The sequence below is a fragment of the Luteitalea sp. genome, from assembly GCA_009377605.1.
Taxonomy (GTDB): domain Bacteria; phylum Acidobacteriota; class Vicinamibacteria; order Vicinamibacterales; family Vicinamibacteraceae; genus WHTT01.
In genome coordinates this window covers 23727-38259 of sequence record WHTT01000061.1, presented here as the reverse complement: position 1 = coordinate 38259, position 14533 = coordinate 23727, and the positions used below count along the sequence as shown (strand labels likewise).

Annotated in this window: 14 protein-coding genes; 8 read left to right on the top strand and 6 right to left on the bottom strand. The window is 62.9% G+C overall.

Going from position 1 to position 14533, the window contains the following annotated elements:
• The 3 genes from GEV06_19080 to GEV06_19070 form a co-directional block, all read right to left on the bottom strand.
• The coding region (locus tag GEV06_19080) for an ATP-binding cassette domain-containing protein (protein ID MPZ19996.1) at positions 1–525 on the bottom strand (525 nt) is incomplete at its 3' end.
• 116 nt (positions 526–641) lie between these two features.
• On the bottom strand, positions 642–1154 hold the full coding sequence (locus GEV06_19075; protein MPZ19995.1) for a PIN domain-containing protein: 513 nt from the start codon (positions 1152–1154) through the stop codon (positions 642–644).
• On the bottom strand, positions 1136–1351 hold the full coding sequence (locus GEV06_19070) for a hypothetical protein (protein ID MPZ19994.1): 216 nt from the start codon (positions 1349–1351) through the stop codon (positions 1136–1138). Before GEV06_19070 ends, GEV06_19075 begins: the two co-directional genes overlap by 19 nt.
• Before the next feature lie 193 nt (positions 1352–1544).
• Between GEV06_19070 and GEV06_19065 the strand changes: the two genes are divergently transcribed.
• Genes GEV06_19065 through GEV06_19050 form a run of 4 tightly spaced genes read left to right on the top strand, consistent with a single transcriptional unit; the run spans position 1545 to position 5189 of the window.
• Positions 1545–1895 carry a hypothetical protein gene (locus tag GEV06_19065; GenBank protein MPZ19993.1) on the top strand — a complete coding sequence of 117 codons (351 nt, stop codon included), beginning with the start codon at positions 1545–1547 and terminating at the stop codon, positions 1893–1895.
• A gap of 34 nt (positions 1896–1929) precedes the next feature.
• Entirely contained in the window at positions 1930–3336 is a 1407-nt protein-coding gene (locus GEV06_19060) for an insulinase family protein (GenBank protein ID MPZ19992.1), read from the top strand.
• Positions 3336–4721 carry an insulinase family protein gene (locus GEV06_19055; protein MPZ19991.1) on the top strand — a complete coding sequence of 462 codons (1386 nt, stop codon included), beginning with the start codon at positions 3336–3338 and terminating at the stop codon, positions 4719–4721. The genes GEV06_19060 and GEV06_19055 overlap by 1 nt, the downstream gene beginning before the upstream one ends.
• Positions 4722–4724: 3 nt before the next feature.
• Positions 4725–5189 (top strand): GNAT family N-acetyltransferase, encoded by a 465-nt coding sequence (locus tag GEV06_19050; protein ID MPZ19990.1) that lies wholly within the window; start codon positions 4725–4727, stop codon positions 5187–5189.
• On the opposite strand, the gene GEV06_19045 is transcribed toward GEV06_19050, so the two are convergent.
• Together GEV06_19045 and GEV06_19040 are read right to left on the bottom strand one after the other, a co-directional pair.
• Entirely contained in the window at positions 5175–5357 is a 183-nt protein-coding gene (locus GEV06_19045; GenBank protein MPZ19989.1) for a hypothetical protein, read from the bottom strand. The genes GEV06_19050 and GEV06_19045 overlap by 15 nt on opposite strands.
• Complete coding sequence (locus GEV06_19040) at positions 5354–5947, bottom strand: methyltransferase domain-containing protein (protein MPZ19988.1); 594 nt, start codon at positions 5945–5947, stop codon at positions 5354–5356. Before GEV06_19040 ends, GEV06_19045 begins: the two co-directional genes overlap by 4 nt.
• A gap of 272 nt (positions 5948–6219) precedes the next feature.
• Here GEV06_19040 and GEV06_19035 point away from each other — a divergent pair, with 272 nt between their 5' ends.
• The 4 genes from GEV06_19035 (at position 6220) to GEV06_19020 (ending at position 13943) form a co-directional block, all read left to right on the top strand.
• The gene (locus GEV06_19035) at positions 6220–8835 is read left to right on the top strand and encodes an FtsX-like permease family protein (GenBank protein ID MPZ19987.1); all 2616 of its coding nucleotides are present in this window, start codon (positions 6220–6222) and stop codon (positions 8833–8835) included.
• A gap of 205 nt (positions 8836–9040) precedes the next feature.
• Positions 9041–9373 carry a PadR family transcriptional regulator gene (locus GEV06_19030; protein ID MPZ19986.1) on the top strand — a complete coding sequence of 111 codons (333 nt, stop codon included), beginning with the start codon at positions 9041–9043 and terminating at the stop codon, positions 9371–9373.
• A 3-nt stretch (positions 9374–9376) separates the two neighbouring features.
• On the top strand, positions 9377–11272 hold the full coding sequence (locus GEV06_19025) for an FtsX-like permease family protein (GenBank protein ID MPZ19985.1): 1896 nt from the start codon (positions 9377–9379) through the stop codon (positions 11270–11272).
• Positions 11273–11306: 34 nt separating this feature from the next.
• On the top strand, positions 11307–13943 hold the full coding sequence (locus GEV06_19020; GenBank protein MPZ19984.1) for an FtsX-like permease family protein: 2637 nt from the start codon (positions 11307–11309) through the stop codon (positions 13941–13943).
• A 119-nt stretch (positions 13944–14062) separates the two neighbouring features.
• Here the strand turns inward: GEV06_19020 and GEV06_19015 are convergent, their stop codons facing one another.
• Positions 14063–14269 (bottom strand): hypothetical protein, encoded by a 207-nt coding sequence (locus GEV06_19015; protein ID MPZ19983.1) that lies wholly within the window; start codon positions 14267–14269, stop codon positions 14063–14065.
• Positions 14270–14533: the final 264 nt, after the last annotated feature.

The window sequence follows — 14533 nt, the reverse complement described above, 5'->3', positions numbered from 1 at the left end:
GAGGAGCGCGCGAAAGAGGAACCCGGCATTGACGTCGAGGCCGGCGAACGGCTCGTCGAGCACCAACAGATCTGGATCGTGCATGAGAGCGGCCGCCAGCATGACGCGCTGGCGCATGCCCTTGGAATATCCAGACATGGCGCCGTAGCGGCTCTCGTACAACAGGAATAGCTGCAACAGACGTGCAATCTTCGCGTCGAGCAGGCGGCGGGGCATGCCACGCAGCTGGCCCACGAGCGTCAGGTACTCCGGTGCCGTGAGGTGCGTGTAGAGATACGGTTCCTCAGGCACGTAGCCGATCCGCCGCTTGTACTCGAGCGGGTTCTCGGACAAACGACACCCGTCGAGCGAGACGGAGCCGCCGCCCGGCTCCAACAGCCCGACGATCATGTTGACGGTCGTCGTCTTACCGGATCCGTTCGGCCCGAGATAGCCGAGAATCTCGCCACGCTGCACGTGGAAGCTGACCGACTGCACGGCCAGATGGGCGCCGTATCGCTTCCTCAGCGCGCGGGCCTCGAGCATGTGTCACGTCGTAATGAGATTTGACCCCGTAGGTGCCCTGCGTGTTCCCGTTGCTACTCTTGTCGGAGGGTTGTAGGAGGGAATCTACCACTAAGGTGGTCGCATGTACCACGAGTTCATCCTGGCGGCCGGCCAGTGTCCTCGGTCCTGCGGCCGTGGCCGGTACCGCGCGGCACGATCCATTCGTGTCGCTGACCTGTCGCCTCCGCGATGCGTTCGAAATCACTGTCGTAATGCATGACGATTGCCCCGTGCACGAGAGCTGTCGCCGCGATGGTGATATCCGGAAGGGGAAGGCGGTGCTGTCCTTTTCGGGCGAGTCTCGCCATGACATCGAACGCTGTCGACTCCACCGCCGCCGTGACAGGTAACCAGACGAGCAGGTCGAGGGAGTCGCGCCGGTCGGACAGGTCTGCGCTGTTGCGCGCCGAATAGAGATGTTCCAGCGCCGCTAGCCAGCAGGTTGCCGCCCGGCCTTCAATGACCAGATGGTTGATGCGCTGGCCTGCGGTCACGCTATGCTGGCGTTGTTCCCAGGCCGATTTATCGATGAGATAAAGTGGGCTCTCTGGCTCTTCGACCACGTCCTGAGCGGACGACTCCGCACCGGTCACCCGCGCCGCCGCCATGCCTCGTCCCAATCGACCTCCACCATATCGGCGGCCATTCGATCCCAGACCTTGAACGCCTTGCGGAGCCGCTTGGCACGGCGGTTGGCCACCTCACGGAGTGCCCGGTTTACCGCCTCGACCTTTGTTGAGGTGCCGTACTCTTTCATGGCCTCAATCAAAGCTTGCTCGTCGATATCGACAACTGTACGAGACATAATGGCCTCCTTCAGATATCAACTTTACTGAAGATATCAGCGTGAGGTCACAATATCAACCGGACCGCGCGTCTGCGTCAACGGCGAATCTGCCACCATCAGCGGCCGCATCTCGCCGCCAGGCCAATATATATGGCAGTTGACACCATATGGTCCGCTGCGCCAGCTTGTTAATGGGGATTCGAGGTGGCACATGAGCAAAGCAAGGATTACGGTAGGCGGCGCTATCGAAGACGATGCGAGCCGCCGGTTCCTCGAGGCCTGGCACCGAGCGGAGCGTGGTGAGTCCTTCCGTGAGCGCCATTTGGCATTTGAAAGTTGGGAGGCGCTCTCACGCGTCCTGACAGGGAAGCGGATGGAGCTACTGCGGTATGTACGCCGGCACAAGGTCACCAGTGTCCGAGCGCTGGCGCAGGCCCTGGGACGCGACTACAGAAACGTGCACGCGGATGTCCAAGCTCTAACAGGCGCGGGGCTTCTCGACGCGACAGACCGTGGCGTGCGTGTCGATTACGACGCGATCGAGACCAAGATCGCTGTCTGAACGGACTGGTTCCGGCGGTTCCATAGGGGGTGACATGACAAGAAGCGAGCTGCCTCGTCTTGCGCTCATCGCGGCGCTGAGCGCACTGGCGCTCGGCTGCGCAACGCAGGAGGAAAGCCAAGAGACCACGGACGCCTTCAGCGTGCCGGTCGAGTATCACACGCTCGATAACGGGCTGAAGGTGGTGCTTTCGCCAGACACGACCTCGCCCATCGTGACGGTTGCCGTCTATTACAACATTGGATTTCGCATCGAGCCGAAGGAACGCACCGGCTTTGCGCATCTGTTCGAGCACATGATGTTCCAGGGATCGGCGAACCTCGGGAAGATGGAGTTCATTCAGCTCGTGCAGCAGAACGGGGGCATTCTCAACGGCTCCACGCGATACGACTTCACGAACTACTTCGAGATCGTCCCTTCGCACAAGCTCGAGACCATGCTCTGGGCCGAGGCGGACCGCCTGCGCGGCCTCGCCATCACCGAGGAGAACTTGAAGAATCAGCGCGACGTGGTCAAGAACGAGGTGCGTGTCAACGTGCTCAATCAGCCCTACGGCGGCTTTCCGTGGCTCGATGTGCCGCAAGTCGCGTTCACGAATTGGTACAACTCACACAATTTCTACGGCGAGATGGCAGACCTCGATGCGGCGAGCTTGTCGGATGTCGAGCGCTTCTTCAAGTCGTATTACGCGCCAAATAATGCTGCCCTGGTCGTCGTGGGCGACTTCGAGTCGAAGCAGGCGTTGACCTGGATCCGCGAGTACTTCGCAGATATTCCGAGGGCCGAGACGGCCGCGCTGCCAGACATTTCCGAGCCGCCGCAAAAAGAGGAACGGCACGGCTCACGCGTGGCGCCGCAGGCGAATCGTCCCGCGCTCGCCTTCGCGTATCGCATGCCGGACCGAGGCTCCCCGGAATACTTCGCTCTGGGTGTGCTCGACCAGATTCTCCTCCAGGGAGACGACAGCCTGCTGCACCAGGCACTCGTGCAACGTAACGGGTTCACCGACCAGGTGGAAGGCGGTATCAACTGGCCGCTCGGGCACATGTTCAATTACAACGGCCCAACTCTATGGATGGCGTCGCTCTATCACGACTCGAGCGTGAAGGGCGATCAGATCATGCGAGAGGTCGACGGAGCGATCGGAACGCTCCAGAGCACGCCGGTCGACCAGGCGGCGCTGGATCGGGCCCTGGCCAAGTGGCGCTCGAGCTTCTACGACGCCGTCGGCAGCGACTTCGGCTTCGGCCGAGCGGACCTGCTCGCCTGCTTTGCGCTGTTCGATGACGATCCGGCCCAAATCAATACGCTCGATCAGCGTTTGCGGGAGGTGACGCCGGAGCTGGTCCAGACGGTGGCGAAACGCTATTTGCGCGCGGCCGATCGCACCATCTACACCATCGAACCCGGAGCGGAGAAGGGGCAAGGAGGAGCGCAATGATGGTTCGACTGAGCGTCGCAACGGCTCTGGCAAGTGTGTTGGCGGTCTCCGCTGTTTCTACCCAAAAGCAAGAGCCCCCACCGGGTGGCGAGCCGAAGGCGTTCAAGCTTCCCGCCAAGAAGAGCTTTCAGTTGGACAACGGCCTGGGCGCGACGCTCGTGCCTTATGGAACGCTGCCCAAGGTCACCGTCTCGGTCATCGTGCGCTCGGGCAACCTCAATGAGGGTGCGGATGAAACCTGGCTTGCCGATCTCACCGCAGACCTGATGAAGGAAGGCACCGCCACGCGCGGGGCGGAGGCGCTCGCGTCCGAAGTCGCGGCGATGGGCGGCGAGCTGACGATCAGCACCGGATTGGACGAGACCACGGTTGCGAGCGACGCCTTGAGTGAGAACGCCGGCGGCCTCGTTCGCCTGCTCGCGGACGTCGTCCGACACTCAGCCTTCCCGGCGTCCGAGCTGGGCCGCCTGCAAAAGGACATGGTGCGGAATCTGTCGATCGCCAAGAGCCAGGCCCAGCCGCTGGCGGAAGAGCGTTTCATGGAGCTGCTCTATCCGAATCATCCCTATGGGCGCGTGTTCCCAACCGAGGAGATGATCGGCAGCTACGACATCGAGCGAGTCAAGACCTTCTACCAGACGAACTTTGGTGCCCAGCGCACGCACGTCTATGTCGCTGGGATGTTCGATGAAGGGGACGTCGAAGAGGCGATTCGCGAGAGCTTCGGCGATTGGGGGCGCGGACAAGAGCCTTTGATCAAGCCTCCCAAGCCTGTGACCAAGCGGGTGGTGCACCTCATCAACCGCCCGGGTGCTCCACAGTCGACGTTGCGAATCGGCTTGCCCGTTGTCGATCCATCGCACGAGGATTACATGGCACTCCAGGTCACCAACGCGCTGCTGGGCGGCTCGTTTGGATCGCGCATTACGTCCAACATTCGCGAGGACAAGGGCTACACGTACTCGCCTTCCAGCGCCGTTGGCGTGCGCTATCGCGCTGCGCACTGGGTGGAGAGCGCGGACGTGACCACCGCGGACACTGGGGCGGCCATGCGTGAGATCTTCAACGAGATTCAGCGCCTGCAGGAGGAAGCGCCGTCCGCAAACGAGCTCGAAGGCATCCAGAACTACGTGGCCGGGATCTTCGTCCTGCGGAACTCGAGCCGTGAAGGCGTGATCGGCCAGCTCGCGTTTCTGGGCCTCCACGGACTGCCAGACGCGTATTTGACGACCTACGTCAAGAACGTCTACGCGGTCACGCCGACAGATGTCCAACGCATCGCCAAGGACTACCTGCAGGACCCGACCATGACCATCGTCGTCGTCGGCGACCGCGCACAGATCCGCGAACAGCTGACGCCGTTTGGTCAGGTGGTCGAGCAGTAGGCCATGGTGATCGAGCACGGTGAGGTCGAACTGGATGACGATCCACAACGCGTGGATCGCGATGCGGTCTGGGCGTACCTCTCGACCGACGCGTATTGGGGTAAGTGGCGCACACGCGACATTGTCGAGCGACAGATCGCGAGCGCCTGGCGTGTCGTGGGGGCGTACGAGAAGGCCAGCGGACAGATGGTGGCCTTCGCACGCGCGATCTCCGACGGCGAGGCGTATGCCTACCTTGCTGATGTCTTCGTGCTGGAGCGGGCCCGGGGACGCGGCGTTGGCAAGGAGCTCGTCAGGACCATGATCGACCGTGGTTCCGGTGCCCACTTTCGCTGGGCGCTTCACACGCAGGACGCGCACGGCCTCTACGAGCCGTTCGGCTTCGCCCCACCGGGCGACACTTACCTCGAACGTCCCGGGGCGGTGAAAACAGAAACGGGGACAGCCCCCGTTTTACGAAACAGGTAAGCGCAGTGACGCTTGCATTGGCGCCGCGCGGCGATAGCTTGGACGGAACTCAGCGATCGCCGCCGCCGTGCCAGAAGCCAAGCGGGCCGGGTGCTCCACCAGCGTGATGTAAATGGCGGCGCCCGCGAAGACGCCTGTACATAGGGTGGCCAGGACTATGGCGATCATCGGCTACCTCCGCGATCGGCGAAATTGGCTTCGGGCCGGCTCATCTCGCGATGACGCCGTTCACCCGTGACGGCCAATGCTGAGTAGATCTGGCTCCTGAATCGACTGGGCGTCGTTGCCAGGAGCACGGGTGGTTGAAAGCCGGCGGCAGGCGCGAGCCGCACCAGGGTTCGGAACGGAAGCGGATGCGGAACCCACATGGAGCCGCGCGTGATGTCGTACTCGACGACGAGAAGACGTCCCGACGGTTTGAGATGCCCGCGGAGCTGGCTCAGCACTGTGATCTGATCCTGGACGAAATGTAACGCGTTTGCCAGGAGCATCCCGTCGAGAGGCGGCAGCTCGAGTGGCCGTCTGAAGTCTGCCTCGATGAGATGCGTCTTCGATAGATCGGCGTGACTTCCCAGGACCTTCTTCTGACTTTTTAGTGTGGATCCGTCCACATCTACAGCATAAATGTCCGCGTCGGGTCCGAGCAGCTCGCGCAGCGCGCGTGTGAACGTGCCGTCGCCAGACCCGAGGTCGGCCCACGCGGTGTCCCCTCGCTGCACGCCCTTCCCGATGAGGTCGACCGCCTTGTTGTGTTGCATTGTCTGACCGCTTGCTGCCGATTCGTCCAGCGCTTCATCGCCGATTCGTCCCTGATGTCGCTGCCGATTCGTCCGATTCTAACTGCCGATTCGTTTCTAGCGAGTGACCGCGTTGTCTCTGTTCGACCAATCCATGGCGCAAGACTAGTACCGACGAGGACTGTCGCGAGGAGGGGCAGAGGGCGCCCCGTCGTCTCGCAGCGACTCTTTGAACGCCTTGACCTTCTACCGTTCATCTGGTATATGTCGAAGTCAAAGGTGTATAGAGCGAGATGATCTGGTGGAAGCGACTGCTCGGCCGCCGGCGGATCGATGCGCAGCTCGACGCGGAGCTCCGTGACCACATCGAGCGCCAGGTTGCGGACTACATGCGGGCTGGCATGAGCGAGGCCGAGGCGCGGCGCGAAGCGCACCTCGCGTTCGGCGGCGTCGAGCGGATGAAGGAGGAGTGCCGTGATGTGCGCCCGACGCGGTGGGTGGAGCACATCGCACAGGACATACGCTACGCGCTCCGGCAGCTTCGCCGGCAGCCGGGCTTCACGACCGTGGCGCTGTTGACGCTCGTCGTTGGTATTGCCTCGAACACCACCATCTTTGCTGTTGTCAACGGCGTCTTGCTGAGACCGCTGCCGTATCCGGATCCTGACCGGCTCGTTCATGCCCACCTCGGCGGTTACCAACCGCAAGGCCAGTTCTTGGCATTTCGCGAGCGCGGCAAGACGATGCGTATCGGTGCCTACCGCGACGGGCAGGAGCTCACTCTGACCGGATCCCACGAGGCAGTCCGCCTCATGGGAGCCAGGGCAAGCGCGGAGCTGTTCAGCGTGCTCGGCACGCTGCCGGTACTTGGTCGCACGTTTCGTGACGAAGAGATGCGCCCCGGTGCCGACGCGGTTATCGTCTTGAGTCACCGCTTGTGGCAGCAACGCTTTGGCGGCGACGAGAGCATCCTCGGCCGATCGCTGGTGCTCGACGGCGTGCCACGATCCGTCGTCGGCGTTATGCCCCCCGAATTTCGCTTCCCATCTCGCGATACAGGATTCTGGATACCGCTCACGATCGATCGAGCCGACCGCATTGATCTTTGGGCGATCAATGCGTGGACCATTGGACGTTTACATCCGGGCGTAAGTCTTGAGCAGGCTCGCACGGAAGTGCGGTCATTCACGCCCACATTGCGCGAGCTGTTTCCATCTGAGTCGTTTTACCGGGGCTGGGAGCAGCGAGCAGACGTCATGCCCCTACGGCAGCAACTTGTTGGCGACATTGAACGAACGTTAGTCGTGCTTTGGGCCGCTGTCGGCAGCGTGATGCTGATCGTCTGTGTCAACCTCGCCAATCTCCTGCTCGCACGTGGAATGGCGCGGCACAGAGAGCTCGCCATCCGTGGCGCCCTCGGCGCCGGCCGTGGGCGGCTGTTCCGCCAGCTCCTGGTTGAGAGCTTGACGCTCTCACTCCTCGCGGGCGTGCTAGCGACGGCGCTGGCCTTTGCCAGTCTTCAGACGGTTGTATCGCTACTTCCCCCGGACATTCCTCGGATCGAGGAGATCCAGATGGACGTCCGAGTGCTGAGCTATGCGCTCGGACTCTCCGTGCTGACGGGACTCTTGTTTGGTCTGCTGCCAGCATTGCACGCGACCGTCTCTAGCCTTGGCGCCGCGCTGTCTCGCGCCGGACGGTCAATGATGACGGGACGGCCGGAACGCCGGGCCTCCGATCTTCTGGCCGGGGCGGAGTACGCGCTGGCCCTCGTGCTGGTCGTTGCCGCGGTCCTGCTCATGAAAAGTCTCTGGAATCTCACCAACGTCGATCCTGGATTCCACGCGGAGCAGCTCGTCTCCGCCACGGTCGTTCCCCCTGAGCTCAAGTACCCCGATGTGCAGGCGAAGCGACGCTTCGTCGAGCAGGTCGTCAGTCGTCTCCGCCAGCTACCCAATGTCCATGCCGTAGCTTTCGCCACCGCGATCCCGTTTGGAGGCGAAAGGCTCGGCGGTGTTTTCGCCATCGAGGGACAACCCGATCCAGAAACTGCGGGAGGAGCTTGGTGCCAGACGCACTCGTTCGCGCCCATCAGCCCTGACTACTTGAGAGTCTTACGGGTACCGCTCCTCGCGGGACGGGCGTTTACCGAGCAGGACAGGGAGGGCGCCAAACCGGTCGCGCTGATCAGTCGCAGCCTCGCGAAAACGTACTGGCCAGGCGAAAATCCAGTTGGCCAACGTATCAGAACCCCCGGCCCCGGTTCACCCTGGATCACCATCGTCGGGATCGTGGACGACGTCAAGTGGAGCAGCCTGGCAGACGAAGGAAGTGCGATCTTGTATTTTCCTGCCGCGCAATATGGTTGGGCTCCCACGAAGATTGTGGCTCGCATGACGGGCGATCCTGTGCTGCTCGCGAGAAACCTTCGGGGCATGGTCGCTTCGCTAGACAAGAACACGCCGGTCAGCGATATCCGCACGGCGAACGAGCTCCTCGCCGAATCCGTGGCGCAGCCGCGATTCACCGCGAGCGTGTTGATGGTGTTCGCGGGCATCGCGCTGTTTCTTGGCGCGATCGGCATCTACGGCGTGATGGCGTACGCCGTCAGCCGCCGCACACAGGAGATGGGTGTGCGCGTCGCGCTCGGCGCCAGCCGTCGCGACCTCCTGCGCCAATTCCTCGGCCGGGGCCTCGGCATAGCACTCGCAGGAATCACCGTGGGGCTGTGTGGTGCGGTTGCCATCACGCGGGCGCTTTCGAGCCTGCTGTTCGACGTCGAGCCACTCGATGTGGGGGTGTTTGCTGGCGTTGCCATCTTCCTGGGTGCCGTGGGGTTGCTCGCCTCGTACCTTCCGGCGCGCCGCGCGGCGCATCTCAATCCGGTGGACGCATTGCGAACCGACTAGGTAGGGCCGCCTCGCCGAGGCGGCCGTTACTCGGCCCGCAGCGTCACGTTCGAATCGCGACGAAACTTCCAAGCTACTCAAAGGCGCAAGAATGGTACCGAGCTCGCCCCGGGGCGAGTCTGGCACGGTACTTGTGCCAGTTCCGATCCTCCTCACAGCTCAAGTCTATTGACATCCGATATCGGCGGTCGATATAGTCCAGCGCATGACGAAGGCCGCTGATCTTCTTCAAGGAACGCTGGATCTCCTCATTCTCCGTACGCTCCAGCTGCAACCGCTGCATGGCGTCGGGATCGCCGATCGCATCGAGCAGGTGACGCGCGGCGTGTTCATGGTTGGGCCGGGATCTCTGTTTCCAGCGCTGCACCGATTGGCAGAGAAGGGGTGGATCGACGGGCAGTGGGGCGAGCTGGAGAACGGTCGCCGCGCCAAGTTCTACACCTTGACGCGGGCCGGTCGGGCGCAACTGGCCAAGGAGAAGCGTCACTGGGCCAAGGTGCAGACGGCCGTAAACCAGGTGCTCGCCGAGGAGACCTAGACTGTGGTGTGGACGAGCCGCTTGAGGCATCTGTATCAGCGCATATATCGTCGGCAACGCGTCGACGAGGAGCTGGACGCCGAGGTGCGAGAGTACTTCGAGACGCTGATCGAGCGCGGCACGGCGCGAGGTTTGTCGCGCGTGTTCGGCATGACCGCGATGCTCGGCCGAACCTTCGCGGAAGACGAAGACCAACCTGGTAGCGAGAAGGTGGTGGTCATCAGTCATCGCTCATGGCACAACCTGCTTGGCGCTCGCCGCCCTGTAATCGGCCGCGACATCCTGCTCAACGGAGAGTCCTATACGATCATCGGGGTGCTGCCCGATGAGAGCCCATTCGATCGGCAATGGGCAGATCTGTGGGTTCCACTCGTGCTGCCCTCTGACGCTCCCCGGAACTATCACTACCTCACTGCGTTTGCGCGGCTGGAGCACGGTGTCCCGGTGCAAGAAGCACGAGCGGAGATGCAGGCCATTGGCCTCGCGCTCGGCTATGGCCTGCTGCGCTGGATTCAACAGCTGCTGCCACCATTCTTTCTCCCGTCCGAGGTGAACGTCTCGATGGATGGTCGCGTGCTGCTGTTTCTGGCTGCGATCACGATCATCACGAGCCTGGCCTGTGGTGTAGCGCCAGCCATTCAGGCCGCGCGCGGCGATGCGGCCGACGCGATCACGGAAGGCGGGCGGACGAGCTCGACTGGTCGCCGCCCCGTTCGTGCGCGTCAGACCTTCATCGCCGCACAGGTCGCGGTGGTGTTCATCCTTCTCGTCACAGGCGGCCTGTTGATTCGCAGCCTCCAGCGGCTGATGACCGTCGACGTTGGCTTCGTGTCCGATGGGGTGATGTCAGCGTCCCTGCCGCTGCCGAGGGACCGCGACCCGAACCCGGGCGAATTGACTCAGTACATCAATCGACTGCTGGACGCGGTGCGTGCGGTGCCCGGCGTGCAGGAGGCTGCCATGACGACGGCGCTGCCGTTGCGCGGCTGGGGGAACGGCGTGCGGTTTCGTCTGCCAGATGAATTCGATCGAATCCGCGGAACCGGATTCAAGATCGTCACGCCGGGCTACTTTCCCGCGCTCGGGCTCCGTTTGGTCGAGGGGCGTCTGCTCGACGAGCAGGATACGGCAGGCTCCCCCTCGGTCGTCGTCGTCAACCAGTCATTTGCCGAACGCTACTCACCAGACGAGCCCGCGGTAGGGAAGCGCATTCTCGTCGAGCGCATCCTTCCCTCGAGACGCGGGGTGGGAGCCGAAGTGTCGTGGGAGATTATTGGCGTCGTCGCCGACGAGAAAGCCAACGGCTTGGAGCGCCCGAGCGACGTGGGCGTCTATGCGAGCTTTGCGCAGAATCCGGTCGTCGGCCTCGGACTCGTGGCAAAGGGGCATGGCAACGCCAGCGCGCTGATCAAAGCCGTCCAACATGCAGTCTGGAACGTAAACAAGCATCAAGCGCTGCTTCGCCCGATGACCGTGGAGCAGATCAAGACGGAAGCGGCGATGCCGCGCCGGCTGATGGCGCTGCTCATGGCGGGCTTCGGAGCGCTTGCTATGTTCCTGGCCTGTGCGGGCATCTACGGTCTGCTAGCATTCGTTACAGCACGACGAACACAGGAGCTCGGGATCCGGGCGGCGCTCGGTGCGACACGACGCGATCTTATTCGCATGGTGGTCACCGGGGGTGTAAAGCCTGTTCTGGTGGGAATTGCCATCGGCCTGCTCGCGACCGTTCCGCTGTCGCGCGTCATCCAGTCGATTTTGTTCGAGACAAGCTCCCTCGATGGGCCGACCCTGCTGGGAGTGAGCACATTGTTCCTTGCCGTCGCCTTGACGTCCTGTTTCATCCCTGCCTGGTGGGCGTCGCGAATCGATCCGATGTCGGCACTGCGGCAGGAGTAGTCTTCGTTCTCGTCCATCGGAGGAGAAATAACCCATGTCGTGGCTCTGGCGGCTCACACGCATCCTCGAGCGTTGGTTCGATCGCCTTCGGGTGGAAGAGGAGCTGAATGATGAAGTCCAGGCGTACTTCGACATTCAGGTGGAGCGCGGCATGGCGCGCGGGCTCACGCGGGAGGAGGCACAACGAGCAGTGAGGCTGCGGCTCGGAGGCTCCGAGCAGGTGAAGGAGAAGGTGAGAGACGGTTGGAGAGGGATCGCGCTCGAGATGTTCGGGCGTGATCTTCGGGCTGGGTTGCGCATGATGTGGCGTAGTCCCGGTTTCACCGTCGCCGCCCTCCTGTCGTTGACGCTCGGCATCGGTGCCACGACGGCGGTGTTCAGCGTCCTGCATGCGCTGCTGCTCGCACCGCTGCCGTTCCGCGCGCCCGAGAATCTCATTCATATCTCCCAGAGTCGCCCCAAGGCGCCGCCAGGGTACACGGACGGTACCTCGCTGGCGGAGCTGGCGGTTTGGAAAGATCAGAGTGTGACCTTCGAAGAGCTCACGGCCTGGGAATGGACGCGGCACCATCTGCGTGCAGACAACGTCCCCACATATGTCTTCGGTCTCGCTGTCGCCGACAACTTCTTCTCTCTGCTGGGCGTCCGTGCGGCACTCGGTCGAACGTTGGCGGACGACGATGTTCGGCTTCGCCGCCGCGTTGTCGTCATCAGCCATCGTCTGTGGACTGGCCGTTTCGGGGCGGATCCACGCATTGTCGGGAAGACGGTTCTTCTGGATGACCAGTTGTACGAGATCGTCGGCGTGATGCCGTCGGACTTTCGCTACCCAGCCGACGCTTCTCAAGTGCCTGGGCTGGTGAGCGAGATGTGGGAGCCGATGGCGGCACCGGACGCGCCGGGACACCGGGTTACGGTGTTGGGACGGCTCGGTGCCGGGGCCACCGTCGCGCAAGCCCGAAGTGAGCTGACCGGCTTGATGTCCCAACCGAACCAGACAGATGCCGGCACCTCGCCAGGCGCGAGGCCGCTGCTCGCGCGGGTCGTCGATCGGGTGACGAGACACCTGCGCCCTGCCGTGATGCTGCTGGTCGGGGCCGTTGTCCTCGTCTTGATGATCGCCTGCGCGAATGTGGCAAACCTCCTCCTCGTGCGCTCCACGATACGGTTGCGCGAGACCGCGGTGCGCCTGTCGCTCGGCGCCAGCCGTACCCGTGTGTTGCTGCAGTCGCTGTCAGAGAACCTCGTTCTGGCGGTTTCCGGAAGCATCGCCGGTCTGGTCGGCACCTACTGGGCGTTGCACGCCATCATTCCCTTCTTTCCGCACAACATCCCGCGCATCGAGGACATTGGCATCAACGGGACCGTACTGTTCGCGGCTCTTGCGATATCCGTAGGCGTCGCACTGCTGCTTGCCGTGGTGCCGACGCTCGCGCTGAACCGTCTGGAGCTTGCCAGGACGATTCAGGCGGACGAGAACGCGCCATCCCTGCGCCCCGGCTCGGTGCGGCTGACCAACGTGCTCGTCGTTTTCCAGGTCGCGGTGGCGCTCGTGCTCCTGGTTGGTGCCGGGTTGACGATTCGAAGCCTGTCGGCGCTCAATCGTGTCGACATGGGTTTTTCGCCGGACTCGGTGTTGACTGCGAGACTGATGCCACCTGGGCATCGAGACAACTCATGGGAGCAAATCAGTCGGTTTCACAGAGAGGTGCTGCGCAACGTTCGATCTCAACGTGGCGTGTCGTCAGCGGCGCTCGTCATGACGTTGCCGCTGAGTGGACGCTCGACGAAGGCGAGAATCTCGAGCGATTTCATCGACGGTGAGCAGTTTGGTGAGGCGAACGTCGTGAGCGCCGATTACTTCCAAGTCATGAAGGTCGGTCTATTGACGGGGCGGCACTTCAGCGACCGGGACCGACATGGCAGCGATCCTGTTGCGATCGTGAATCGGCGGCTTGCCCATCAGTTGTGGCCGTCGGTGGACTCGGTGGGGCAGAGACTCATCACTGGCGGCATGTCGCGGACGGTCGTTGGCGTCGTCGATGATGAAAAGCACTGGGGACTCGACCAGCCAGCCGAGCCGAAATACTACGTCCCGTACGATCAGGACGCAGGATCCGCCAACCAGGGCCTTCTCACGTTCCTCGTGGTTCGAACGACAGTGGATCCGGCTATGTTGGTTCCCGAGACACGACAGGCCATTTGGTCGGCGGACAGGACCGTCCCGGCTGACGATGTCAAGACCATGAATCAGCTCGTGGCCGACTCGATTGCCGTCCCGCGATTCAGGACCTTGCTGCTCGGCGCGCTTGCGCTTCTGGCGCTCGTCGTATCGACGATTGGTATCTACGCTGTGATGGCGTACCACGTCACGCGGCGCACGCGCGACATCGGCATCAGCATGGCGTTGGGCGCCCAGCCGCGCCAGGTTCTCGGCAGTGTACTGCTCGATGGTCTTCGACTTGCCACCACCGGTATGGCCATAGGTCTCGCGGTGGCTGCGTTCCTCAGCCGCGTGCTCGCAAATCAGCTCTTTGGTGTTGAGCCTCTGGACTACTGGGCCTTCGCTGGCGCGGCCGCGCTCATTCTCGTCGTTGCCGCATCCGCCTGCTTCATACCCGCGCGATGGGCCACGCGCGTCGATCCGCTTACTGCACTCCGTCATAGCTGAAATCCCGGAGCTAATGCGAAGCGTGCCCGAGTGTTGACATCAATTTCGTAACATAGTTTACTCTAGGCATAGAACGCTTAGGAGAGAACGGAACACCATCCATGCAAAGACGCCGCATGTTACAGACCATGAGCGCCGGCGCGGTCGCGCTGTTCGGCCATCTCCCCGCCAGGGCCGACGAAGTCGATGTCCGCACCGGCGCGCAGCTTGTTCGCAAGCGCTACGACAGCAAGGCCGCCGGCGAGCCGCGGGAGTATTTTCTCTACCTGCCCGTGGGGTATCAGTCGGAGACCGGGAAGAAGTGGCCGGTGATTCTGTTTCTTCACGGCGGAGGCGAGCGTGGCGACGGACTCGAGGAGCTCGAGTACACCCTAAGGTACGGCCCGTTGGCGGAAGCCTGGATTCAGGGACGCGATCTTCCGTTCATCATCATCAACCCGCAAATGCCGATGTTCACGCCACCGCCAGAGGAGCGTCCGCCGCTGCCGGAACGTTCGCCGGAGGGGACCGCCCCGCCACGGCACATGGTTTCTGGGCACGCGACGTCCCGAGCGCTGGGCCGCCATCGCGCCCATCTGCGGCAGCGGCGA